Annotated in this window: 24 protein-coding genes; 22 read left to right on the forward strand and 2 right to left on the reverse strand. The window is 40.7% G+C overall.

The window, feature by feature from the left end; genetic code table 11:
- The first annotated feature begins 13 nt into the window (after positions 1 to 13).
- The 10 genes from hutU to JOC77_RS13475 all read left to right on the forward strand — a co-directional run bounded on the left by hutU (position 14) and on the right by JOC77_RS13475 (position 12,788).
- Positions 14 to 1,687 carry a urocanate hydratase gene (gene hutU, locus JOC77_RS13430; protein WP_204544054.1) on the forward strand — a complete coding sequence of 558 codons (1,674 nt, stop codon included), beginning with the start codon at positions 14 to 16 and terminating at the stop codon, positions 1,685 to 1,687.
- Between the two features lie 26 nt (positions 1,688 to 1,713).
- The gene (gene hutI / locus JOC77_RS13435) at positions 1,714 to 3,006 is read left to right on the forward strand and encodes an imidazolonepropionase (protein ID WP_204544055.1); all 1,293 of its coding nucleotides are present in this window, start codon (positions 1,714 to 1,716) and stop codon (positions 3,004 to 3,006) included.
- 619 nt (positions 3,007 to 3,625) lie between these two features.
- Complete coding sequence (locus tag JOC77_RS13440) at positions 3,626 to 4,483, forward strand: GNAT family N-acetyltransferase (RefSeq protein ID WP_204544056.1); 858 nt, start codon at positions 3,626 to 3,628, stop codon at positions 4,481 to 4,483.
- 357 nt (positions 4,484 to 4,840) lie between these two features.
- Complete coding sequence (sucA, locus tag JOC77_RS13445; RefSeq protein ID WP_204544057.1) at positions 4,841 to 7,699, forward strand: 2-oxoglutarate dehydrogenase E1 component; 2,859 nt, start codon at positions 4,841 to 4,843, stop codon at positions 7,697 to 7,699.
- A 17-nt stretch (positions 7,700 to 7,716) separates the two neighbouring features.
- Positions 7,717 to 8,979 carry a 2-oxoglutarate dehydrogenase complex dihydrolipoyllysine-residue succinyltransferase gene (gene odhB / locus JOC77_RS13450; RefSeq protein ID WP_204544058.1) on the forward strand — a complete coding sequence of 421 codons (1,263 nt, stop codon included), beginning with the start codon at positions 7,717 to 7,719 and terminating at the stop codon, positions 8,977 to 8,979.
- A gap of 139 nt (positions 8,980 to 9,118) precedes the next feature.
- On the forward strand, positions 9,119 to 10,051 hold the full coding sequence (locus JOC77_RS13455; RefSeq protein WP_204544059.1) for an AAA family ATPase: 933 nt from the start codon (positions 9,119 to 9,121) through the stop codon (positions 10,049 to 10,051).
- The gene (locus JOC77_RS13460; protein WP_204544060.1) at positions 10,048 to 11,208 is read left to right on the forward strand and encodes a DUF58 domain-containing protein; all 1,161 of its coding nucleotides are present in this window, start codon (positions 10,048 to 10,050) and stop codon (positions 11,206 to 11,208) included. The genes JOC77_RS13455 and JOC77_RS13460 overlap by 4 nt, the downstream gene beginning before the upstream one ends.
- The gene (locus JOC77_RS13465; RefSeq protein WP_204544061.1) at positions 11,189 to 12,145 is read left to right on the forward strand and encodes a hypothetical protein; all 957 of its coding nucleotides are present in this window, start codon (positions 11,189 to 11,191) and stop codon (positions 12,143 to 12,145) included. Before JOC77_RS13460 ends, JOC77_RS13465 begins: the two co-directional genes overlap by 20 nt.
- Before the next feature lie 56 nt (positions 12,146 to 12,201).
- Positions 12,202 to 12,603 carry a secondary thiamine-phosphate synthase enzyme YjbQ gene (locus JOC77_RS13470; protein ID WP_204544062.1) on the forward strand — a complete coding sequence of 134 codons (402 nt, stop codon included), beginning with the start codon at positions 12,202 to 12,204 and terminating at the stop codon, positions 12,601 to 12,603.
- Positions 12,604 to 12,626: 23 nt separating this feature from the next.
- Positions 12,627 to 12,788 (forward strand): hypothetical protein, encoded by a 162-nt coding sequence (locus JOC77_RS13475; RefSeq protein ID WP_204544063.1) that lies wholly within the window; start codon positions 12,627 to 12,629, stop codon positions 12,786 to 12,788.
- A 183-nt stretch (positions 12,789 to 12,971) separates the two neighbouring features.
- Here the strand turns inward: JOC77_RS13475 and JOC77_RS13480 are convergent, their stop codons facing one another.
- Positions 12,972 to 13,277: a MerR family transcriptional regulator gene (locus JOC77_RS13480; protein WP_204544064.1), complete on the reverse strand. Its 306-nt coding sequence runs from the start codon at positions 13,275 to 13,277 to the stop codon at positions 12,972 to 12,974.
- 274 nt (positions 13,278 to 13,551) lie between these two features.
- Here JOC77_RS13480 and JOC77_RS13485 point away from each other — a divergent pair, with 274 nt between their 5' ends.
- The 6 genes from JOC77_RS13485 (at position 13,552) to JOC77_RS13510 (ending at position 19,637) form a co-directional block, all read left to right on the forward strand.
- Positions 13,552 to 14,754 (forward strand): branched-chain amino acid ABC transporter substrate-binding protein, encoded by a 1,203-nt coding sequence (locus JOC77_RS13485; RefSeq protein WP_204544065.1) that lies wholly within the window; start codon positions 13,552 to 13,554, stop codon positions 14,752 to 14,754.
- Between the two features lie 72 nt (positions 14,755 to 14,826).
- The gene (locus JOC77_RS13490) at positions 14,827 to 15,813 is read left to right on the forward strand and encodes a branched-chain amino acid ABC transporter permease (RefSeq protein WP_101644786.1); all 987 of its coding nucleotides are present in this window, start codon (positions 14,827 to 14,829) and stop codon (positions 15,811 to 15,813) included.
- Between the two features lie 11 nt (positions 15,814 to 15,824).
- A complete protein-coding gene (locus tag JOC77_RS13495) occupies positions 15,825 to 17,096 on the forward strand; it encodes a branched-chain amino acid ABC transporter permease (RefSeq protein WP_204544066.1) in 1,272 nt (423 codons plus the stop codon).
- Positions 17,097 to 17,111: 15 nt separating this feature from the next.
- A complete protein-coding gene (locus tag JOC77_RS13500) occupies positions 17,112 to 17,888 on the forward strand; it encodes an ABC transporter ATP-binding protein (RefSeq protein WP_204544067.1) in 777 nt (258 codons plus the stop codon).
- Positions 17,889 to 17,907: 19 nt separating this feature from the next.
- On the forward strand, positions 17,908 to 18,609 hold the full coding sequence (locus tag JOC77_RS13505) for an ABC transporter ATP-binding protein (protein ID WP_204544068.1): 702 nt from the start codon (positions 17,908 to 17,910) through the stop codon (positions 18,607 to 18,609).
- A 437-nt stretch (positions 18,610 to 19,046) separates the two neighbouring features.
- Positions 19,047 to 19,637 carry a cell wall hydrolase gene (locus JOC77_RS13510; RefSeq protein ID WP_204544069.1) on the forward strand — a complete coding sequence of 197 codons (591 nt, stop codon included), beginning with the start codon at positions 19,047 to 19,049 and terminating at the stop codon, positions 19,635 to 19,637.
- A 119-nt stretch (positions 19,638 to 19,756) separates the two neighbouring features.
- Here JOC77_RS13510 and JOC77_RS13515 read toward each other — a convergent pair whose 3' ends face one another.
- Positions 19,757 to 20,341, reverse strand: a complete 585-nt coding sequence (locus JOC77_RS13515; protein WP_204544070.1) for a DUF2087 domain-containing protein — start codon at positions 20,339 to 20,341, stop codon at positions 19,757 to 19,759.
- Between the two features lie 158 nt (positions 20,342 to 20,499).
- On the opposite strand from JOC77_RS13515, the gene trhA reads away from it, so the two are divergent.
- From trhA to JOC77_RS13545, 6 genes are all read left to right on the forward strand, one after another.
- Positions 20,500 to 21,150, forward strand: coding sequence for a PAQR family membrane homeostasis protein TrhA (trhA, locus tag JOC77_RS13520; protein ID WP_204544071.1), 651 nt, complete (start codon positions 20,500 to 20,502; stop codon positions 21,148 to 21,150).
- A gap of 185 nt (positions 21,151 to 21,335) precedes the next feature.
- Positions 21,336 to 21,986 (forward strand): phosphotransferase enzyme family protein, encoded by a 651-nt coding sequence (locus JOC77_RS13525; protein WP_204544072.1) that lies wholly within the window; start codon positions 21,336 to 21,338, stop codon positions 21,984 to 21,986.
- Entirely contained in the window at positions 21,949 to 22,347 is a 399-nt protein-coding gene (locus JOC77_RS13530; RefSeq protein WP_204544073.1) for an aminoglycoside phosphotransferase/kinase family protein, read from the forward strand. Before JOC77_RS13525 ends, JOC77_RS13530 begins: the two co-directional genes overlap by 38 nt.
- Before the next feature lie 152 nt (positions 22,348 to 22,499).
- The gene (locus tag JOC77_RS13535) at positions 22,500 to 23,351 is read left to right on the forward strand and encodes a GRP family sugar transporter (RefSeq protein ID WP_204544204.1); all 852 of its coding nucleotides are present in this window, start codon (positions 22,500 to 22,502) and stop codon (positions 23,349 to 23,351) included.
- Between the two features lie 14 nt (positions 23,352 to 23,365).
- Positions 23,366 to 24,151 (forward strand): glucose-1-dehydrogenase, encoded by a 786-nt coding sequence (locus tag JOC77_RS13540; protein WP_204544074.1) that lies wholly within the window; start codon positions 23,366 to 23,368, stop codon positions 24,149 to 24,151.
- Positions 24,152 to 24,539: 388 nt separating this feature from the next.
- Positions 24,540 to 25,466, forward strand: a complete 927-nt coding sequence (locus tag JOC77_RS13545) for a DMT family transporter (RefSeq protein ID WP_204544075.1) — start codon at positions 24,540 to 24,542, stop codon at positions 25,464 to 25,466.
- Positions 25,467 to 25,481 lie beyond the last annotated feature (15 nt).

The raw sequence follows: 25,481 nt of genomic DNA on the forward strand, positions 1-25,481 counted from the left end.
AGGCTTTCATGAGATGGAAAAAAATGTAGCTGAAAAACGTGTGATCAAAAATTATAGTGGATCAGAACTGCATGCTAAAGGCTGGGTACAAGAAGCGGCGATCAGGATGCTGATGAATAATTTAGATGAGGAGGTAGCGGAACGGCCAGAGGATCTTGTCGTATACGGGGGGATAGGAAAAGCTGCGAGAAATTGGGAATGCTATGACGCTATCATGGACGCCCTTCACCAATTAGAGTCGGATGAAACGCTGCTGATACAGTCTGGTAAACCTGTCGCGGTGTTCAAGTCGCATAGCGATGCACCGAGAGTTCTTCTGGCTAATTCTAATCTTGTGCCGGCATGGGCAAATTGGGACCATTTTCATGATCTCGATAAAAAAGGTCTTATGATGTATGGTCAGATGACTGCGGGAAGCTGGATTTATATAGGCAGCCAGGGGATTGTACAGGGAACATTTGAGACCTTTTCAGAGCTCGCGCGGCAGCACTTCCACGGTACATTGAAGCATACGATTACTCTGACTGCGGGACTCGGAGGGATGGGCGGGGCACAGCCGCTTGCTGTTACGATGAATGATGGAGTCTGTATTGCTATAGAGGCAGATGAATCAAGAATTGACCGCAGAATAGAGACCAAATATCTGGATGTAAAAGCAGTGGATATTCAGACGGCTATAACCATGGCGAAGGATGCGAAGTTTAAAGGGATAGCATTGTCAATTGGACTGCTCGGAAATGCCGCCGAAATACTGCCTCAAATGCTTGTTGAAAATTTTATTCCTGATATCTTAACAGACCAGACCTCTGCGCATGATCCTTTAAATGGATATATACCTATGCACATGTCCCTCACAGAAGCAAAGGAACTCCGAGATAGTAATCCAGCTCAATATATTAGGAAATCAAAAGCCAGCATGGCAAGGCATGTGCAATCAATGCTCGAAATGCAGGAGAAGGGTGCCGTCACATTCGATTATGGAAATAATATCAGGCAGGCTGCAAAAGATGAAGGAGTACAAAATGCATTTGATTTTCCCGGGTTTGTACCTGCTTATATCCGCCCGTTGTTCTGTGAAGGCAAAGGGCCTTTTAGGTGGGCAGCCCTTTCTGGAAATCCAGAGGATATTTATAAAATAGATCAAGCTATTTTAAAAGAATTTGCGGGCAATGAACATTTATGCCACTGGATTAAGTTGGCCAGAGAAAAGATAGCCTTCCAGGGTCTTCCTGCACGAATTTGCTGGCTTGGGTATGGAGACCGGGCTAAACTTGGTAAAATGATTAATGATCTCGTTGCCTCTGGAGAAGTATCAGCACCTATTGTTATTGGAAGGGACCATTTAGATGCAGGGTCGGTCGCTTCGCCTAATCGGGAAACAGAAAATATGAAGGATGGCAGCGATGCAGTGGCTGACTGGCCAATTTTAAATGCTTTAATTAATGCTGTTGGCGGTGCAAGCTGGGTCTCTGTCCATCATGGAGGCGGAGTAGGCATGGGTTACTCTCTTCACGCCGGAATGGTGATTGTTGCAGACGGAACAAAAGAAGCGGAAATCAGGCTCGAAAGAGTACTTACTACTGACCCTGGAATGGGTGTGGTACGCCATGCCGATGCTGGGTATCAATCAGCTATCAAGACGGCAAAAGACAAAGGCATTCACATGCCGATGCTGGATGATGAGTGATAGTGGATTTGAAAAGGAGGCAAAACATGGCTGGTACAATACTTATTCGAAACGCTTCACAGCTTGTCACGTTAAAGGGAAGCTCCGATGCTCCGCTTACCGGTGAAGCGATGTCGAGACTCGAAGTAATTGAAAATGGAACGGTGTGGATCGAGGACGGGCTGATTAAACTGGCAGACAGTGACGAAGCCGTTATGGCACAATTTACGGGAAACTACGAGGCGGCTGAAATAATAGATGCGAACGGCAGGCTGGTGGTGCCAGGTCTTATAGACCCGCATACACATCTTGTGCATGCAGGCAGCAGAGAAGAAGAATTTAATATGAGATTATCCGGTGCGTCATATATGGACATTATGAATGCAGGCGGGGGAATTCACGCGACAGCCTCGAAAACTAAAAAGGCCGCTCCAGAGGATTTATTTCAGGCTGCCTACAACACTCTAAATGAGTTCTTGCTTCACGGCGTTACAACCTTAGAGGCAAAAAGCGGATATGGAATGGAATGGGAAACAGAAAAAAAGCAGCTGCAAGTGGCGAAGGAATTAAATGAACGTCATCCAATTGATATTATCAGAACTTTTATGGGGGCACACGCAGTTCCGAAAGAGTATAAAGAAAGACCGGATACATTTGTTGATCATATTATTGAATATATGCTTCCACGGGCAGCGGAAGAAGGTCTTGCTGAATTTAATGATGTGTTCTGTGAACAAGGCGTCTTTACGCCCGAGCAGTCCAGGAGAATTTTAGAGGCAGGAAAGAAACTTGGACTTAAAGCAAAGATTCATGCAGATGAAATTGAACCTTATAAGGGAGCAGAGCTTGCTGCGGAACTCGGAGCCATAAGTGCGGAGCATCTGCTAAAAGCGTCTGAAGAAGGCATCAAAAAGATGGCGGAAGCAGGCGTGATAGGCGTACTTCTTCCAGGAACGGCCTTTTTCTTAATGGCGGAATTCGCAGATGCAAGAAAAATGATAGATTCAGGTGTTCCTATCGCATTATCTACTGATTTTAATCCTGGTTCTTCACCTACCGTTTCCCTGCCCTTTATTATGAACCTCGCATGCTTGAAAATGGGAATGACACCGGCAGAGGTTATTACTGCTGTTACCATAAATGCGGCTCACGCGATAAATCGCGGAAGAGAAATAGGAAGTATTGAACAGGGGAAAAAAGGAGATATCACCATATTTAATGTGCCAAACTACATGAAGCTTCAATATTCATATGGAGTGAATCATACCCATACCGTCATTAAAAATGGATGTGTTGTGGTTAGAGACAAAAATCTCGTGTTTCAAAGTGCTGGCTGCTGATGTTGATTAGGGTGTGAATGAACATATATGCATGTTTTATAGACGAACAGGAGGGCCAATTTTGGTCCTTTTTTGTGTTTTTTAAGTACGACCTATACAGAGCCAGTGAGCCGGTGCAGCAGGACGAGGCTAACATTTATTACCGCCAATCCCCTTAAAAACATAAAACCACTCTTAAATCTCGAAAAATCCTCTTAAATTTGAATTCTAGCTCTTATATTTCCATTTTGCCTCTTAACTTTTAAAAATCGCTCTTAAATGGCTGTTTGGGCCATTATGTAGTACCTGAAGAAAACTTCAAATGAATTAATTGCAGTTTATCGGCAATTCACTGAGCTGGTCTATGATCATTACTCTTAATTTAGGCTCTTTCCTGCAGTTCACAGGTTCTAATCTATAATCTTTGTAAACTTTTACATCTAATGCTATCATGAGTATTTTATTGTGCCCAGCACCCCCTTTAAGTCATTCTGAGTTACTTAAAGCTTCGGAAAAACTGATGGACTGCGTAGAGATATTTACTGCTTAGTTTTTAAATCTAAGAAATGTCATCTTTCATTCCTGGTAAAAGAACTCTATAATTATAAAAATTGTATATAAAAGGAAAGGGGGTAAGTATATGGAGTTTAAAGTATACAAAAATATTTATGAGTTCTTTGAAAAAACTCAATCTTTCTATCTATCTGACGAACTAGTACATAATCTGCCATACGGAACACTAAAGAGACTTGTAAATAAAGAACTGGGAAACAAGGATGCATCTCCTTTCATGGCCCTGATCGAGTCAGGGGAAGAAGTGATTTTGTCTTTGCTTCAGACTCCGCCTCACAACCTGATTATAAGTTCTAAGAGTACCAGTGATCCAGAGATTCTCCGTTATGCTGCCGAGCTGCTGATTAAGGAGGGTATTACTATCCCGGGCGTAATTGGTTCCAAAGAGCTGGCGCAGAGTTTTGCGGACGTATGGGTGGAGCTGACGGGACAAAGCCAGCAAGTAGAAATGAACCAAAGAATATATAGATTGGACCAAGTGCTCCCTACCCATAAGCCTGAGGGGAGATTTGCGCCTGCCGAGAATTCACATGCACCCTTAATCATGAAATGGGTTAAAGAATTTTGTGAAGAGACAGGTGTATTATACGAAGAGGACAAGTTGGAGAAGTCTGTTAAGGATTCAATAGCCAGCAAAAGTACATTTTTATGGCTGGACTCTCATGGAAATCCAGTTTCCATGGCTAAAGAAGGAAGAAAAATAGAAACCGGCACCGTTGTTACCCTGGTGTATACACCTCATGAATTACGCGGGAAAGGCTATGCTAGTGCCTGTGTAGGGGAACTAAGCCAAGAATTGTTAAAAAGGAATACGTTTTGCTGTCTGTATACCGACCTGGGAAATCGTGTCTCTAACGGTATTTACATGAAAATTGGATATGAACCTGTATGTGATTCTATTGCAATAAAATTTTCTGGCGCGTAAATCCTGAGAAATCATGTGAAACTTTTCTTTTTAAAAGAGATAGTGTCTAATTAAAGCACAGGATCAGAAGCATTATGCTAAGTTTTCGTGATAAATATAAAAATTCATCAAATATATTTCAATATAATACTGAAATTAACCTTATTTTTATGACTTTTTCCTTTGAATATATATGTCGAAAGGTGTAAAATACCTTTGTAACCGTTTTATCCTTAGAATTTTAAGAATAATTACTTATTCAAAACTATTTTTATATAGCTTGTTATTTTAATAGTTAGCAGAACGAATAAAAAGGAATGGATTCTTTAGGGTATTGCGTAAGAAAATTACACTAATGGAATGGTTGGGGGTTTAAAAATGACCAACATAAGATCAATGGAGCTAAATCCCTGGGCGGGGCTGTCAGGACCCAATCTAGGCTATGTATTGGAACAGTATGACTTGTTTGTGCAAGATCCTGATTCTGTTGGTTCCGATTTAAAGGAATTATTTATCACTTGGGGATCTCCGGAACAAGCTGTACAGCTAAACCATATAGCTGGCCAGGCAGCTGCCGGGCAGACGAAGACAGCAGGTGTTCCGCTGAGCACCGATATAATGAAAAAGGTTATGTCCGCTGTTCAGTTAGCAGAAAATATCCGTGCATATGGACATCTGGCTGCTAATATTTATCCCTTAAATGAAGTTCCTAAAGAAAATGATGTGATCAGATTATCAAATTATGATCTGACTGACGAAGATTTAAGGAAAATTCCAGCGGATCTGCTAAGCCCTTATCTTCCAGCACACATTAAAGATGGACTTGAAGCCATTCAATATTTAAAAGAAGCTTACTCAAAAACAATTGCGTTTCAATTCCATCATGTAAATGACATGGAAGAAAAATACTGGCTGAATGAAATGGTTGAATCCGGCAGGATTTTCCGGGATCTTACCAATGAAGAAAAAGTAGGCCTTTATAAACGATTAAGCGAAGTAGACAGCTTTGAAAAATTTCTTCATAGAACATTTGTAGGGCAAAAGCGTTTTTCAATCGAAGGACTGGATACACTTGTCCCTGTGTTAGATGAAATTGTTTCCGAGGCAGTGCAGTCTGGTACGCAAAGCATTAACATTGCGATGGCTCACAGAGGCCGGCTGAGTGTTCTTGCACATGTTCTTGGCAAACCATACGAAGTGATTTTCTCAGAATTCCAGCATGCTCCTAATAAAGAGCTTGTACCATCAGAGGGATCAATCGGAATTAACTTTGGCTGGACTGGAGACGTAAAATACCATCTTGGTGCAGACCGCCAGATTAAAGATGAAAGCACAGTAAAAGCAAGGATTACGCTTGCTAACAATCCAAGCCATCTTGAATTTGTCGGATCCATTGTTGAAGGGTTTACGAGAGCAGCGCAGGATGATCGATCAGAGCCTGGATATCCTGTACAGGATGATGAAAAATCACTGGCCATCATCATACATGGTGATGCAGCATTCCCTGGCGAAGGAATTGTAGCTGAAACACTAAACTTAAGCGGGTTAAAAGGCTACAAAACTGGCGGAACCGTTCATATCATAACTAATAATATGATTGGTTTTACGACTGAGAGCGAAGACTCAAGATCAACAAAATATGCCAGCGACCTGGCAAAAGGATACGAAATTCCAATCGTTCATGTGAATGCAGACGATCCGGAAGCATGTATTGCTGCTGTGGAGCTTGCTTATCAATATAGAAAAAAATTCAAAAAAGATTTCTTAATTGACCTGATTGGATACAGAAGGTTTGGCCACAACGAGATGGACGAGCCATTGGTCACAAATCCGCAAATGTATAATTTGATCCATAAGCATCCGGTGATTACAGAAATATATGGTAAAAAATTAACTGACTCAGGTGTGCTGACACAGGCCAGGGCTGCAGAAATCAAGGAACAGGTTGACTCCAGGCTTAAGGAAGCATACAGCAAGGTGGATACGAAAAATAAAAAAGAAGCGCCTGATGATTTAGTTCCTCCTGAAACAGTGGAACACGGCCTTCCAAGAATCGATACATCTGTTTCTTTAGATACACTTCAACAGATTAATAGTGAACTTGTTCAGTGGCCAAAAGACTTTAAAATTATGAAAAAGCTTGAAAAGATTCTTACCAGACGCCTTGATGCTTTCAATGAGAACGGAAAGATTGACTGGGCGCAGGCAGAAACACTGGCATTTGCAAGTATTTTGGGCGATGGTACACCGATTCGAATCACAGGACAGGATTCAGAACGCGGAACTTTTGCACACCGCCATCTTGTGCTTCACGATTATGAAACGGGTAAAAAGTATTCTCCGCTTCACACATTAAGCCTGGCGAAATCTTCATTTGCCATTCATAACAGCCCGTTAACAGAAACAGCTGTTTTAGGCTTTGAATATGGCTATAACATTTATTCACCTGAGACGCTGGTGCTCTGGGAAGCTCAGTATGGGGATTTTGCAAATGTGGCCCAGGTGATCTTTGATCAATTTATCGCAGCCGGCCGTGCGAAGTGGGGTCAAAAATCGGGGTTGGTTATGTTATTCCCGCATGGGTATGAAGGTCAGGGACCAGAACACTCAAGCGGAAGATTAGAACGATTCCTGCAGCTTGCAGCAGAAAATAACTGGACTGTCGCTAACCTGTCATCGGCTGCTCAATATTTCCATATTCTCAGACGTCAGGCTGCCATTCTTACAATGGAGGAAGTACGCCCACTGGTTATTATGGCACCGAAAAGTTTATTAAGAAATCCTTTAACTTCTTCATCACCTGAAGATTTTACAGAAGGTGAATTTAAAGCTTATATTGAAGAGCCGCTGCTGGGGAACAATCCAGAAGCTGTAGAACGTATTGTGTTTACTACTGGTAAGATGTCAATAGACCTTTCGGATAGTCTGAAAGATAAAAAGGATATGGATTGGCTTCACATTATCAGGCTGGAAGAGATTTATCCATTCCCATTCGAGGAAGTTCAGAAGTTTCTTAAAGGATTCAAAAATCTAAAAGAGATCGTCTGGACGCAGGAAGAACCTAAAAACATGGGTGCATGGAGTTTTGTCGAGCCTCGCCTGGCAACCGCGGCACCTGATGGCGTACAAGTTAGTTATTATGGCCGTAAACGCCGTTCAAGCCCTGCTGAAGGGGATCCGATGGTCCATAAAAAAGAACAGCAAAGAATTATTGACACTACTTTAACACGCAATTAAAAGGGGAGAGTATTTTCATGGCCGAAATTATTGTACCAGAACTAGCAGAATCTATCTCAGAAGGAACGATCGCCCAGTGGCTGAAACAGCCGGGTGACCAGGTTCAAAAGGGAGAATATATTGTTGAACTTGAAACAGACAAAGTAAATGTTGAGATTATTTCCGAAGTTGACGGGATTCTATCTAAACAGCTTTTCGACGAGGGAGACACTGTTAAGGTTGGAGAAGCTATTGCAGTTGTAGGAGAAGGCTCAGAAGCGGCTGCCCCAGCTCCTGCTGCTGAGGAGAAAGTAAGCCCAGAGCCGGCACAAACGGCCGAAGCAGTACAAGCTGCTCCAGTCCAATCTGAACAAGTACAGACAGGTTCTAAGCATAAAGCGATTGCTTCTCCAGCTGCAAGAAAGCTTGCGCGTGAGAAAGGCATTAATCTTGATGCTGTTCCAACTGCAGATCCCCTTGGAAGAGTAAGAGTTCAGGATGTGGCTTCCTTTGAAAATAACAGCCAGCCTGTACCTGTAAAATCTGAAAGTCCGGCTCCGAAAGCTCCAGAGGCTGTACAGACTTCTGACAATCCATCAAAGCCGGTTGAACGTGTGAAAATGTCCCGCCGCCGTCAGACCATTGCGAAACGATTGGTTGAGGTCCAGCATACAGCAGCCATGCTTACTACTTTTAATGAAGTCGACATGACGGCAATCATGAATTTAAGAAATAGAAGAAAAGATTCTTTCCTGAAAAATCATGATGTGAAACTTGGGTTTATGTCATTCTTCACAAAAGCGGTTGTTGGTGCTTTAAAACAGTTCCCGCTTTTAAATGCAGAAATTCAAGGTGATGAGTTAGTAATCAAAAAATTCTATGATGTAGGTATTGCTGTGTCTGCAGAGGATGGTCTAGTTGTACCAGTCGTAAGAGATGCAGATAAGCTTACATTTGCTGAAATTGAAAAAGAAATCGGCCATTTGGCAAACAAAGCAAGAAGCAAGAAGCTAGCAGTATCTGACCTGACTGGCGGCACTTTCACAATAACTAATGGCGGTACTTTTGGTTCTTTACTCTCCACACCAATTCTAAATGCACCGCAAGTAGGTATTCTTGGTATGCATAAAATTCAGGTTCGTCCAGTTGCGATTGATGCTGAAAGAATGGAAAACCGGCCAATGATGTATCTTGCATTATCATATGACCACAGAATAGTTGATGGAAAAGAGGCTGTGAGCTTCCTTGTAAAAGTGAAAGATCTTCTTGAAGATCCAGAATCCTTGCTATTGGAAGGCTGATAGTTAACTTAAAAAATCCCTGCTGATCTAGCAGGGTTTTTTTTTGTATCTACCTATTTGGATAACCTAATAAATTGCCAAATATTTAGAAGATTATGGTATTGTTTAAATAATACAATCTTATATTTGAGGTGGTTCAATGACTAAGCTTAAAGCATTAAAAGAGAATATAGAAAAGGTCCTTGTAGGAAAAAGTGAAGTAATCGATTTATTGCTGCAATGTCTGCTGGCAAATGGCCATGTGCTGCTGGAAGATATTCCTGGTACTGGAAAGACTGTCCTGGCAAAATCTACGGCAAAAAGTATTGGAGGCACTTTCTCGAGGATTCAGTTTACTCCTGATGTTCTGCCTGGGGATATAACAGGGATCGAATATTTTAATCCACAAACAAATCAGTTTGAGACCAGAATTGGACCCATATATTCTAATATATTGCTTGCTGATGAAATTAACCGTGCTATGCCGCGGACACAGTCGAGCCTTTTAGAAGCTATGGAGGAGCGGCAGATTACCATTAAAAAAAATACATATGCTCTGCCAACACCTTTTATCGTCATCGCAACACAGAATCCAATCGAGTCTCAAGGGACGTTCCCTCTGCCAGAAGCTCAGCTGGATCGTTTTTTAATGTGCATACCAATGGGCTATCCTTCATTTGAAGACGAAAAAACAATTATGCGGAAATTTAAAAGCAATCAGCCGCTTGATAATCTGGAACCTTGTATAGAACTCGAGGAACTTACTCAGCTGCAGGAACAGACCAAGACCGTCTATGTCTCAGAGGCAGTCGAAGATTACATACTGCAGCCCGTTACAGCAACAAGAAATCACAGTTGGATTGGGCAAGGGCTAAGCCCGCGGGCTACTCTTGGGTTTATGAGAAGTGTACAGGCTAAAGCCGTACTAGAAGGGCGTGACTATTGCACGCCAGATGATGTGATCCTGACCTTCCCATACATAGCACACCACCGGATATCCTTATCTATGGAAGGTTCCTTGAGAACAACTCCTGTAGAAGTAATTAAAGAAATCCTGAAAGAAAATGACGTTCCTGTGGAGATTGTCCGATGAAACTAAGACCCATGATTGAAACGGTTTATCCTTTTCAGGCCGGCTTTATTGCAAGTACGGTACCGGCAGCTTTAGTTATTGTATTATTTTACCCGGCAAAATACCTCCTTTTCATTCTTGCAGTATACTATTTGTATGCTGTTTTTCTAAAACTGCATAATTCTTACATCGTAGAGTCTGTAAGAATTTCAGATAAAATAAAAAGAGTCCGAGTATTTCCTGGTGAGAAAGCACAGCTGGAATTCGGTTTATTAAACAATGGCAAACTACCCGTTGTACAGGCCAAGCTGAATTTTTCTCTCGATAAAAGCATGACAGTGTCTCAAAAAAATCAAGATGTCAAAAGTGACTTCAATCTTATATCGCAATACATTTCACTGCCTCCTAAGAAATCAGTCAGCTGGGAAATTGAAGTAATCCCACAAAAAAGGGGTATATACCATATAAAAGAACTAGAGTTAATTTTATATGATTGGTTTAATACATCATCGATTCATTATCCCGCTATGAAACGCTTAAAGCATGAAATTTTAGTATATCCTGAACTTAAGCCTGTGGCAGGAATTGAAGAACTATTTAAAATCACACAGGGCAGCGCATCTGCTAATTTTTCACTTTACAGGGACGAGCTGTCTATTTCGGGAGTTAAGCCATATGAAGGTGAAGGCTTCAGGCAGATTCACTGGAAGGCAACTGCAAGAAGCGGAGAGCTTATTGCGAAGAGATTTCAGCCTGTTATTCAGAAAGGCTTTACTATTTGCTTATATTTAACGGCAGAGAAATCCTTCTCTTATCATCCTCATATGGAAGAGTATATTTCATATACTGCATTTGTTTGTAAATATCTTAGCGAGAGAAGAATTCCGTATGAATTGTTTATTAATTTGAATGCGCAGAATGAGCCTATCCAGCTGCACTTAAATGAAGGAGATCCGCATTTCTCCTTATGCCTTGAAACACTGGCTCAGCTCAGCGAAGAAGGGCAGCTTCTGACAGCAGACTATTTTAACCGGTTTGTTAAATCTCATAGATTTTCAAATAATATAACGGTCTGGATTGGAGAGGCCGCTGCTAATGTTCAAACAGGATTTGTCAGAACTATAAATAAAGATGGAATCATTCAAGGAGGGGAAAAACGTGCTCTCTCTATTGGTTGATTTTTTTGTCCAGCTTTTTTCTTTTATTGTTTTGGTAAAATTCAATAATGAAGCTATTTTTGCTGCGCTCATACCAGCCTCTTTCGCGGTATATTATTTGATTTATAAAAGGCTCCTGATGCTTTTGTGTTATTGCCTTCTTTTTGTTGGTTCAATATTTTTTAGATTAGCTCTTCCTTCTGTCCTGGAATGGATCGTTCTTGGGGGTGTTCTGCTGCTTCATTTATTTGTTTCCAGCAGAACTAAGCGCATTGGTGTTTACCGTATAGAGGGAATTTTGTCTGCCAGTGCAGCAGGTTTCATGCTGTTGTATATAGTACCCTTTGTAACCACGACTTTAAAAGCTATTCTAAGCCTGATTGCTACACTCTTGGCATGGATTGTCAGCGGTCCGCTTGTATTCTTAGTAGGTTTAATTAATTTTAGGGGCGGGAAAGAAATGGAGGAAAGATTACAAAATTTACTCAAGAAAAGCCCGGAAAAAGCTCCTGAATTTACTGGCGAATCAGGTAATAATATATTGATTTATTCGGTTTTGGCAATCTTAGCTCTAGTTGTCATTTTTCTCATAATCAGAATGGCCAAGAAAAGGTTGAATATCTACAGCCTCAGCAGTATAACTAAAAATATAAGTATTTATGAAGGAACGTCCAGTCTGCCAGGGAGGCTTACCGCCACTAAAGATGCGGTACGTAAAATTGTATTCAACTGGGAAAAGAAGCTTGCCGCTCCTTATACAAGAAACAGCGGAGAATCATTTTCTGCCTGGATCATGCGGATAAGCTCTGATTTCTTGAATGACTTGGACACAAATTTATTAATATCGATTTATAGCGGTGTAAGGTATAAAGACCAGGCGGCCGATAACTCTGATGTAAAGAAATTCAAACAAGAGATGAATAAGTTTGCACAATTAAGAAAACCGGCCAAATCATAAATTTTTTGCCTCCGCTGGAGGTGAAAATGTATTACATCAAAAGAAGGGAGAGCAATATGTTAAAAAAATGGACGATTAAGACAGTAAAGCGGGATGAAATGGTTGAAATTTCTCATGAAGTAAGCAAGTTTATCTTAGAACAGGGAGTAGAGAAAGGGATTGCCTTAATATATTGTCCCCACACAACTGCAGGAATAACGATAAACGAAAACGCCGATCCGGATGTGAAAAAAGACATGATCCGAAGGCTGGATGAATTATACCCCTGGAATCATGCTGCTGACCGTCACTTGGAAGGCAATACGGCTGCCCATCTAAAAGCCAGCACTGTAGGAAGTTCACAGCAGGTTATCATCGCTAATGGTGAGCTTTTATTAGGTACATGGCAGGGAATTTACTTTTGTGAATGGGACGGGCCAAGAACTAGAGATTTTTATGTGAAGCTTTCAGTAAATTAGTGAAAAAGGTCTGGTGTAAGTGTGTGTCAGACCTTTTTAGATTTTCGACTAGTAAAGAAATGGGTGGAATGATGGGGATAGTATTAAGCGGCGATGAGCTGGTATTGAAAAGCGTGAGAACCGAGGATTTTGAAACTCTCTGGAAGTTAATATATTCTGAAGAGAATCCCGAATGGAAGGGATAAACGGATCTCTATTCTATTAAACTAAATTGGTTTTTGTAGGGTTGCCTTTTATTGCTTCTCGCTTTTGGTATAAGTGAAGCATAACAGAATTTTTAATTAAGATAAAAATCCGCCTTCTAAAACAATTCCCAGTCAAGGAGAATGGTTCTAGAAAAGCGGATTTTTTATTCATGAGGAGAGTATTTAAGCCTTTAATGGAATATTGAATTGGCCATTGAGGAGCGGATTTGACAGCGATTTTTCCTTTTTTTTCATCTCTTTTCTAATCTCATTTGTCCATACACCATCTTCTATCTGATTTGCAATGTCAGCAAGGAGCTCGATATCGTTAAAAGAGTATTTCCGCATTCCTGACTTTGATCTTGAAGGGAAAATTAGTTTTCTCTCTTCGTAATATCTGATCTGCCTCTCCGATAAACCGGTTAATTCACTGACTGTCCCTATAGAGATGACCTTCTTTTCCTTGAAGCTTACATCGTTCCATCCCATTATGACACTCCTATTTATCTAAAGATTCTAAATTGTTAATATATTTTATTTTAAGAGATTGCAAGTAAAATAGCAATACAATTAGACATTCATAATCTAACAAAATTCGACTAGGATAAAATAAAAAAACTATGTAAGGAAGTCTGACAAACTTAGTGTACAGGAACGACGTACTATTTATACTGAAAAAAGCTACATAAATGCTTTACTTTTCTGAAAGGAGTACTTTGGAACTAAAATTTCTGAATATTTGGAAAAAGGGGGATTCATAAAATTGAATATTAAAAAGTCATTATCCTTATTATTAACAGGTTCACTTGCATTCGGAATTTTAGCCGGATGCGGCAAAGACAGTGCAGGATCAACTAGCGGGGAAAGCAGCAGTGGTCTTAAAGTAATAAAAATTGCTACCCAGACTCCTCTGTCAGGTGGAAGTGCAACACTTGGTGAAGCAATTAAGCTTGGTGCGCAGCTGCAGCTGGAAGAACAAAAAGAAAAATTTAAAAAGCTGGGCTATGAGTTGAAGCTTCAGCCTTATGATGACCAGGGAGATCCGAAAAAAGGCGTGGCTAACGCGCAGATAATTGGTTCAGATAAACAGATTATGGGCATTGTCGGCCACTTAAATTCGGGTGTTGCCATTCCTTCATCAGAAATTTATGAAAAATACAAAATTCCGATGGTATCTCCTTCCAATACAGCAACAGACGTGACGGACAGGAACCTTAAATCCGTAAACAGAATTTGTGGCCGTGACGATTATCAAGGGCCTGCAGGAGCGGAATATGCGACAGGAAACCTTGGTGCTAAAAAAGTCTTTGTTATCCAGGATAAAACGGCTTACGGAACTGGGCTTGCTGATGCCTTTAAGAAGTCAGTAGAGGAAAAGGGAGCCACAGTTGTAGGCTATGAGGGTATCACTGTTGGAGAAAAAGATTTTAACGGTGTAATTAACCAGATTCTTTCCAAAAAACCTGATCTTGTATTCTTTGGCGGCCTATATTCAGAAGGCGGGCTTATCATTAAACAGGCTCGTGAAAAAGGTATCGATGTGCCGTTTATGGGTGGAGATGGCCTAGACTCTTCAACCTTGGTTGAAATTGCGGGAGATGCTGTTAAAAACGTTTTTATTACTTCTGTAGCAGGTGATACAGAAGGGACGGAAAGCGGAAAGAAATTCGCTGAAAATTACAAAGCTAAATTTAATAAGGCAACTGAATCTTATTCAGTTTATGGTTATGACTCAATGGGCGTTGTGTTAAAAGGCCTTGAAGATGCCATTAACTCTAATGGCAAAAAAATGCCTTCCCGCGAACAAGTGATGACTGCAGTAAGGTCAGTTAAAGACTTCCAGGGAGCGGTAACGCAAGTAAGCTTTGATGATAAAGGCGATAACGACTATGCTAAGTTCTTCGTATACAAATTTGATGATGCTAAATACCCACCTGCGTTTGACGCTGAGATTCCAAAGAAATAAATAATGGCGAAAGGGTATAGCTCAGAAGAGGGCATACCCTTTCGTACATTTTTAGGGAACGGAGAGATGATTATGCTGAATGATATATTGCAATCGATCCCGCAGGTATTAATAGACGGATTAACTTTAGGTACTGTTTATGCGGTCATTGCACTTGGCTATACAATGGTTTACGGAATATTAGAACTTATTAATTTCGCACATGGAGAAATATTCATGACAGGAGCGTTCATAGGTACAGCGATGCTGATTGTTCTTACTGGTATTGGCTGGGTATCGGCACTGCCGGCGATTGTTATGCTGATCACCGTACTATTATTAACCGCTTTGCTGACAGGGCTGCTGGGCATGGGGATAGAACGGGTAGCCTACCGTCCTCTCCGGAATGCGCCAAAGCTTATCCCTCTTATTACAGCAATCGGAATATCCTTCCTTCTGCAAGACCTGGTACGTTTCATTGCTGAGCTTAAAAAAGGAAATTATATCGTGACTGGTCCCAGCCTCTTTACCAGTCAAATTAAAATAAACAGTTCTGCGATTTCTTCTGTATTTAATGATGCATCCATTAAAAGTTCATTTATCATTGTGCTGGTTTCTGCCATTATCATGATGGTGGTTCTGGATTTCTTTGTTAATAAAACAAAATGGGGAATGGCTATGCGTGCAGTGGCCCAAGACCGTGAAACAGCTTCCTTAATGTCGGTGAACGTCAACAAGGTGATTTCATTAACCTTCTTCATTGGTTCTGCCTTGGGAGGTGCTACAGGTGTGTTGTTTGCAGTACAGTATGGCACCATAGATCCTTATATTGGTTTTATTCTGGGACTTAAGGCGTTTACAGCAGCTGTACTCGGGGGCATTGGCAATATCAGGGGCGCTATGCTTGGCGGATTGCTGCTGGGCGTTATGGAGATGTTTGCTTCTGCGAACCTCACGCTGATGACCGGCGGAGTTTTTGGGGCGGAATATAAAGATGTATTCGCTTTTGCAATCCTCATTATTGTCTTAATTTTCAAGCCTGAAGGATTATTAGGAAAACCTGTAGCGGAGAAAGTGTAGGTGAAATTGGAATGAAGAAATTATGGAATGCATATTCAGAAAATAAATTATTCCAGGGAGTATTCCTGCTGATCTTTATTGCGGTTACTTCATTGAGTCTGTATTTGGCTCAAAAATCCGTTACAGCATTTCTACTGCTGCTTTCATCGCTGCTGCTTCTTTATTTCACTAAATTTTCGAATCTGGTGAAATGGCTGATCGCTGGAGTCATTTTAGTTGTCTTGCTGCCTGCGGCGGCAGGAGGAGGGGATGCGTTTGAATCATATATGGAAGTAGCAACCCTCGTTGGAATTTACATATCGATGGCCCTTGGTCTTAATATAGTGGTTGGGATGGCAGGACTGCTGGATTTAGGTTTCGTTGCATTTTTTGCGGTGGGTGCCTATACGTATGGTATTTTTGCAACCGGCCAGGCATCGAATTTCATGCCATTCGGGACATACCCGCTATCAGGTGAAAGTTTTTGGCTTTTCATTGTTCTTGGCTGTTTAGCGGCAGCTTTATTTGGGATTTTACTTGGAATTCCGGTCCTGAGGGTTAAAGGTGATTATTTAGCTATCGTAACCCTGGGGTTTGGGGAGATTATCCGGATCATTTTCAATAACTTAGATAAACCTGTCAATATAACTAACGGAGCAATGGGGATCGCTTCTATTACTCCACCTAAAATATTCGGAATCGAACTGATTTATTCCAGTCAATTCTATTATGTAGTTCTAATTATACTTGTTTTTACTATATTCACCGTCCGGCGGTTTGAACATTCAAAAATCGGAAGATCTTGGAAGGCGGTTCGTGAAAACGAAATTGCTGCACAGTCCATGGGTGTTCCTCTTGTTAGGACAAAGCTTATAGCATTTGCCGTAGGAGCTTCTTTTTCTGGAATGATGGGCGTAATTTTCGCTGGAAAGCAAACTTTTGTCGATCCGACCAGTTTTACTCTTCTCGAATCTATTACCATACTAGTAATGGTTATTCTGGGCGGAATGGGCAGTGTTCCTGGAGTCATACTAGGAGCGGCTGTGATGACTATTCTGAATCTGCAGGTTCTGGCTGAAATGACAAACTGGCTGAATGAGTTAAGCTCTTCAGGCGCCATTACTATACCGGATGCCCTTTCTCCATCCAAAATGCAGAGACTAATTTTTGGAGCCTTGTTAATTGTTTTTGCCCTTTATAGACCTAAAGGCTTAATACCTGCTAAAAATCCTGTTTATAAAGAAGAAGAATTGGTTTCGAGCAAGGTCCTGGATATGAAACAGGATCAAAAAGTACAGGCATAAGGGAGGAGGCATCAGATGTCGATTTTAGAAGTTAAAGATTTAACCAAAAAATTTGGGGGTCTTACTGCTAATCAGGATGTATCAATGACGGTAGAAAAAAACTCTATAACAGCAGTAATAGGACCCAATGGAGCAGGGAAGACGACCTTTTTTAATATGATTACCGGAGTTTATGAGCCGACTTCCGGCAATATTCTGCTCGAGGGTGAATCTCTTTGCGGACTAAAGCCGCATGAGGTATCTAAAAGAGGGATATCCCGAACATTTCAGAACATACGCCTTTTCAGCGAAATGTCAGTAATTGAGAATGTACTGGTAGGCATGCATACTCATCTTAAAGCAAGTATATTTGGCATCCTGCTAAATTTACCGTGGGTGAGAAAAGAAGAAAAGGAAGCCGAGAAGTACGCCTACTGGCTGCTTGAATATGTTGGCTTGAACTCACTGCTCAATGAAAAGGCATGCAATCTGAGCTATGGTGCACAAAGGCGCCTTGAAATTGCGAGGGCATTGGCAGCAAAGCCAAAAATCATCCTGCTTGATGAACCGGCTGCTGGGATGAATCCAAAGGAAACACGCGAGCTGACAGAGTTAATCAAGCAAATGAGAAAGGAATTCGACCTGACTGTTATCCTGATAGAACATGACATGAAGCTGGTGATGGAGATTTCGGAACAGATTTTTGTTCTCGATCACGGAGTGAAGATAGCAGAAGGATTACCTTCGGATATACGGAACAATCCTAAAGTAATTGAAGCATACCTAGGAACGGGTGCCGTTCACGCTGGATAAGGAAGAGGGGATTAGATATATGCTTGAGTTAAAAAACGTTGAAACCTTTTACAGTGGCATACAAGCGTTGAAGGGTATCAGCTTAAATGTTGAAAAAGGTGAAATCGTAACGCTTATAGGGAGCAACGGTGCAGGAAAGTCCACTGCGCTTAAATCAATCAGCGGGCTGGTCAAAGTCGGGAGCGGCCAAATCAGCTACAAAGGAAACGATATTACAAAAAAACAGGCACATGAGACGACACTTTTGGGAATTGCTCACGTTCCAGAGGGAAGGAGAATCTTTCCGAAGCTGACTGTAAAAGAGAACTTGTTAATGGGTGCTTTTTCGGTAAAAGACAAACGGGCCATTGAAGAAAGAATGGAACGTGCTTTCAGATATTTTCCTAAGCTTAAAGACAGACTGGAGCAAAAGGGAGGCACCATGAGCGGGGGCGAACAGCAGATGCTTGCAATCGGAAGGGCACTGATGATGCAACCAGAGCTGCTGATGCTGGATGAACCTTCTATGGGCCTCGCCCCGATTATTGTGGAACAAATTTTTGACATCATTAGAGAATTAAATCAGGAGGGCATAACCATTTTGCTGGTCGAACAAAACGCTTACCAGGCTCTGCAGATAGCGCACCGCGGATATGTTATCCAGACTGGTGCTATAAGGCTGGAAGGCTACGGACAGGATTTAATCAAGAATAGTGAAGTGCGGGAAGCGTACTTGGCGTAATCAGATATATACACCTGCCATCTCAATTGGCAGGTTTTTTATTCGCCCAGCCAATAAAGAAGTGCTGCTTGTTATGCCCGGTCGGCTGGAACATTAATATTGGAGCAATGTTGGGGAGAAGGGCAACATCGATGAGCATGCGCCCGACGATAATTGCACCTTATAAAAAATTATTACCTCTTATACGAAAATAATTGCCTCGTATAAAAAATTAATTGCCTCGTATAAGAAAATAATTGCGCCAAAGTAAATAAACTGTAAAACCATTAAGAAGTCACAGCTGAATTCACTTTATTGATCGTAACCTGAAAAAGACAACTTCAATGAAAATCTTTATTTCAAATTTGTTCCTCACCTTCCATGGAAAATACTTATCAATGTAATGAAGCTTTATCTTTGTTAGGCTTGTATAAGTATTTTTAAAAAAGGAGGATCCCATGTTGAGATTATTAAAAATCATAGCCTCGCTGGCGTTATTATTAACGATTACGGTTCCCGGATCAACTCATGCTGAAAAAAAACCTTCTACACATAATAGGAGTTCACATACTGTTAAAGATGATAAACACTTAAGGAAAATAGCTAAACAAAAGGGTGTCCCTGTTAATCTTCTGAAGAAAAAAGTAAACCACAGTCAAAAACGGAACCTGGCAAACCGTTTTACAAAGCAAGAAAAAGACTTATTAGCAAGGCTTGTTAATGCTGAAGCAAAAGGAGAACCGTACAAGGGCAAGGTTGCAGTGGCAACTGTAGTTCTTAACCGGACAAAGCACAAAGCCTTCCCTAAAACTGTTACAGGCGTTATTATGGAAAAAAGACAATTTGAGCCAGTTTCTAATGGGCAGATTAATAAACCGGCCGCTTCCGATTCGAAGCGCGCGGTTAATGAGGCAATTGCCAATCATGCAGATGGAAAAGGAAAAGCAACAGAGGCCATTTATTTTTACAACCCAGATCTGACTGACAGCAAATGGATGCGTTCGCTAAAAGTTGTTAAAAAGATTGGAAACCATACATTTGCTAAGTAACATCTGAAAACACCGGCATCTGAACTGCACCGAAATTGTTAGACACGAAACTAACAATGGAGGTGCAGTTTTTTCATGCGAAAAGTGTTTAATTAATATTCTCAGGTATACTCGCAGGATTACTTAATCTCTTTCCACATTTCTTTCGGATTTAACTCATATATCCCATTTTCCCTATACATAATTCCATTAATGATAAATTCCCGTCTGATGGTTGCATAATCAAGGTGGAATTTCTTGATAAACTCATTAATGTCCTTTTCACTATACTTTTTTCCATGTTCAATGCCTTTTGCTAAATGATACAGAACCATTAATTTCTTCTTTCGCTGAGAAGGGAGATTCTTTAGCTTTCCTTCTTTTGTAAAGAAGTTTTTTACGATTTCCTCGTGGCTTGACACAGGCTTTATTTCCATTTCTTCTGGTTCACCCTTTCTGATTATTGTAGCGGTTATGGAATCAGAGTAGTGCTTCAGTACGGACTCTTTTAAATAAAAATAAATATGATTTTTTTCCCTTCTATCGGTTACAAGGTTCACTTCTCTCAATTTGGTTAAGTGATGGGTGACGGTAGGGGGAGTGAGGCCAAGATGTTGAGCGAGCTCCTGGCCGTTTTTCGGACCAGTTGAAAGTAAAACTAATATTTTTATACGGTTAGCATCAGCTAAAGCTTTGTGAAACTGAACCAGTTTATCGAGCTGCAAATAGGAACCTCCATTCTAATTAGATATAATTCTAATTAGATATTAATCGAATTAGTCTGCTCGGGCAAGTAATATTGCTTTTTATTGTTAAAATAATTTGATATGGTATAGAACAAGAATACATACGTCACCAAAACAATATTAAAGGAGCTGACTCCATGGCAGAAACACATGTATTTTCAAAAAAAGAAGAACTGGTCAATGCCATTACTCATGGCATAGGGGCCATATTAAGCATAGCAGCCCTGGTTTTTCTCATCATTTTTTCAGCCTCCGAAGGAACGGTCTGGCATCTTGTCTCCTTCATCATATTCGGCGTAACCATGCTCCTTCTGTATATTTCGTCCACTTTAGTGCATAGTTTTCCCCCCGGAAAAGCAAAGGACGTTTTTGAGGTTTTTGACCATTCTGCCATTTATTTGTTTATCGCCGGAACCTACACTCCCTTTACTTTAATTGTAATTAAGGGGGCACTGGGCTGGACACTTCTCAGTGTTGTTTGGGCAATTGCCATCGTGGGAATTGTTTTCAAGTCCTACTTTGTGAAAAAGTTTCTTTTTTTATCAACAGTTCTTTATATAGTGATGGGATGGCTGATCATTATTGCATGGGGCCCTCTAACTGCGGCATTGCCTGCAGGCGGAATAAAGCTGCTGGTTGCTGGAGGGATTTTATATACAATAGGGGCTGTCTTTTATGTATGGAGAGGGTTTCCTTTTCATCATGCAGTCTGGCACATGTTTGTACTGCTGGGAACAGCAGCGCATTTCTTTGCTATCCTGATTTACGTTCTACCTCTTTCTATATAATAAGAAAACCTTGCCTTTAATTATGGGCAAGGTTTTCTTATTAAGTTTACATATGGCTTTCGTTCTGAAACTTCAGATTATATAATAAAAGTTAGTATATCCTGCGTTTAAGGGGCCTTTTATAAGTGAACTAAAAGCTGTCCTAATATTGTATGCATGAAAAAAGAGAATGATAGGGGGAAGGAATGGAACTACAAGTTGCCAAAGTATTTACTGAGGAAATCTTACACACAGGCTGCTGGCTTTTTTACGGGGATAACGGCCGTTTAAAGAGACTTGGGGATTTTGAAAATTATATTTATGAAACTGAAGTGGATGGAGAAACTAGAATACTTAGATTTGTTCATTCTTCTCACAGAAGCCAGGAGCATAAAAAGGCCGAGGTGGACTGGGTTGAATATTTACACCGAAATGGAGCACCTGTATATCAGCACTATTCTTCGATAAACCAAGCTCACATTGAGACTCTTAAGGCTGCTGACGGAACGGAATTTTTTATAAGCTGTTTTGAAAAACTGCCTGGAAACCGAATTTCCTGGAAGGATATCGAGAAGAATCCACATATTGCGTATATCTGGGGAAAGTCACTTGGAATGCTGAATCGTCTTTCTAAGAATTACAATAATGGGGGCCGTTCCGTCCGTCCACAATGGGATGAAGAAGAGCTATTTGACATCGAACGCTTTAAACCAGGAATAGAGCAGGACACTCTAAACTATAGGAACGAAATACTGGTGCAAATCCGGTCTTTTCCGAAAAATCAGGAGACTTATGGCTTGATTCATTCAGATCTGCATAATGGAAACTTCCTATTTCATCAAGGCAGGATACATTGATGACAGCTCCTATCACTGGTTTGCAAGCGACATTGCCATGCCTCTTTATTATATTGTCATGCAGAGAGACTTAAGCACAAAAGAAAACAGGCCGGAATTTATTTATTCTTTTCTAAAATCGTTTTTAGACGGCTATAGTACTGAAAATAAACTGCCTGAAAAATTAGGGGATTCGATTCCTTTATTTTTAAGACTCAGAGATGTAGTTCTGCTGTCCGTCTTATACAAGAAACTCGATTTTGAGAATCTGGATAAAAACGATGAGGTCTTTTTCAATACTATAAAAGGCAGGGTGGATAACAGGGAAGTAATATTGAATTTGGATATGGATTTTTATAAACAGATAGAAAAGCAGAAGTGAAACCGGTGCCAAAAAATGGCACTGGTTTTCTTATTTAATCAGCGGTTTAACAAAATAAAGCGATAGACTGGGTTGTTTTAGGTCAAAATATACCTTACAGAATTCATGCTTAACAGGATTAGATAATTAACAAAGAGACAGGTGAAAAAATGATAGGTATATTATATGCGCTGCTTCCAGCTTTTGCCTGGGGCAGCCTCGTTTTGGTGAGTGTAAAGCTAAGAGGGAATGCTTATAGCCAGACAATGGGAATTACAGCCGGGGCTTTTATATTTTCTGCAGTGATCTATTTGATTAAAAGCCCTGAACTATCTCCCTTTATTTTACTAATTGGATTTATTTCCGGGATATCATGGTCAGTAGGGCAATTAAATCAGCTGGCAAGTGTGGAACATATAGGAGTTTCTAAGGCAGTCCCTATTTCTACAGGCATGCAGCTTTTGGGTACGACCTTGTTTGGAGTGCTTGTTTTCCATGAGTGGGAAACAAGCAGTGCAATCTGGATCGGATTTTGTTCTATTCTGCTTATCATTGCTGGTGTTCTGCTGACATCCTACGGTCAAAAGGAAGAAGAGAGCAAAAAGGGTAAGTTGAAGAAAGGAATGGTAACTTTACTTATTTCTACAGCCGGATTCGTGGGCTACGTAATTATATTAAGATGGTTTAATATAGGCGGCTGGGAGGCAGTGCTGCCGCAGTCCATTGGAATGGCAGCCGGGGCATTCGTCTTGTCTGTACGCCATAAGCCCTTCACTAAATACGCACTTAAAAATATTCTGACGGGTCTCATGTGGGCAGCTGGAAATCTAGGTCTCCTGCTAGCTATACCAAGAATAGGTGTTGCAGTTAGTTTCTCTATGTCACAAATGGGTATAGTAATCTCTACATTTGGCGGTATTTATTTATTAGGAGAAAAAAAGTCAAAGAGACAGCTTGTGCTTGTAATGATTGGAAGTTTTCTGGTCATTGCTGGGGGTGTAATGCTTGGATTTACGAAAAAATAAGGAGGAGATGTTATATGTATAAGGATTTACAAGGAAAGGTAGCTATTGTTACCGGCGCTGCAACAGGGCTGGGAAAAGCTATAGCAGAAAGACTGGCTGCAGAAGGGGTTAAAGTAGTAGTTAACTACCATTCAAAAAATCAGGGTGTAGAAGAAATGATTAAGGATATAGAGGAAAAAGGGGGCAGTGCTGCTGCTTTTCAGGCTGATGTTACAAAGCAAGAGGATATAAAGTATCTGGTTGAATTTGCTTCCGATACATTTGGCAGACTGGATATTATGGTGAATAATGCGGGAATTGAAAATGAAGTTCCATCTGCAGACCTCACTCTGGAGGACTGGAACAAAGTAATAAACGTAAATTTAACTGGAATGTTCCTCGGCAGCAGAGAAGCGATTAAATACATGCTGAAACATGATATCCAGGGGACCGTAATAAATATGGCTTCCGTGCATGACCGAATTCCATGGCCGCACTTTGTTCATTACGCGGCAAGCAAAGGCGGAGTGAAAATGCTGACAGAAACACTGGCACTGGAATATGCACCAAAGAGAATCAGAATAAATAATATTTCTCCAGGTGCCATTGATACACCGATCAATGCAGAAAAGTTTAACGACCCCAAAGCAAAGCAAGAAGTGATAAAGCTGATCCCTATGGGGTATATCGGCAAACCGGAAGAAATTGCCGCATGTGCTGCATGGCTTGCATCATCAGAATCCAGTTATGTCACAGGCATTACTCTTTATGCAGACGGCGGAATGACTAAATACCCTGGCTTTCAGGCAGGAAAAGGATAAAGAGGTACAGGCCGGGCAGCTGGTCTGTATTATTTCGTTTGAATCTAACATATATTTCTACTATAAAATACATGTGTATCAAAGACATAGCCTGATTGGAAGCTTTAGTTTTAATCTCTTATAGCCTCTATTAGCTAATTTTCACCGATGCTATTTATCTAAAAATCGGTTCTCGTACCAATCATCCTGATTGAATATATCCTGTAATGCTTCGTATTTAATAATTTATATATTTATGGCCAATCCTCCAAATCACAGGATGCTCAGCGATTTCCCTGGCAAGAGCGCGGTTCTTTTTTAAAAAACTATAAGAAAATTCAAACAAACAGTATTCATTCCAGCAAAAAGCGATTAAAATTAAAGTTAAAAACTTAGGTGGGTATTTTTTATGGAAAAATATAAAGGCTATCTTATGGTGGTTGTGGCCGCTTCATTATGGGGTGTTTCGGGGACGGCGGCACAATATGTGTTTGATCATTCTGATGTTTCCATGAAATGGCTTGTGAGTGTAAGAATGCTTATATCAGGTCTATTATTTATTGCATTTTCCTATTATGGAAAAGAAAGAAAAGAAATTTGGAGTGTGTGGAAGTCAAAAAAATCTGCCTTTCAAATTTTATTCTTCGGTCTGGCCGGAATGCTGGCCGTCCAATATACGTATTTCGCTTCGATTGACGAGGGGAACGCTGCAGTTGCCACTCTTTTGCAATACTTAGCTCCTGTGTTTATTATGATCTATTTTTTGGTGGTATTTAAAAAAGTACCCAGCAGGTTTGAGATGATTTCCTTAGTACTGGCGTTAATGGGCACCTTTTTGCTGCTTACAAACGGAGCATCGGAAAATTTAACGGTACCTGCTGCATGTATTATATGGGGAATTATCTCTGGAGTCTCGCTGGCCTTTTACACATTATATTCCGGTAAGCTCATTCGTACCTACCCATCCATTATTGTGGTTGGATGGGGAATGCTGATTGGCGGGACGACTATGATGTTTATTAAGGCTCCTTGGGATTTTGATCCCGCAGGGTGGACTTTTACTACTATTGGCTTAATTATATTTGTGATTCTTTTTGGGACGCTTGTTCCTTTTTTTCTGTTTATTGACAGTATGCGATATATTACCGCAAAAGAATCCAGTCTATTAGCCTGTGCTGAACCACTTTCTGCTGTGTTATCATCGGTCGTGTGGCTCGGTGTCCCTTTTGGATTATACCAGGGATTAGGTGGAGGGGCGATCATCATTATGGTAGTGCTGCTTACGCTTAAGCCAAAAGAAAGTAAGAAAAAAATGTCGGAAAATGTAAATTATTAATCTATTAAAATAATT

Source organism: Peribacillus deserti, from assembly GCF_016909175.1.
Taxonomy (GTDB): domain Bacteria; phylum Bacillota; class Bacilli; order Bacillales; family DSM-1321; genus Paraperibacillus; species Paraperibacillus deserti.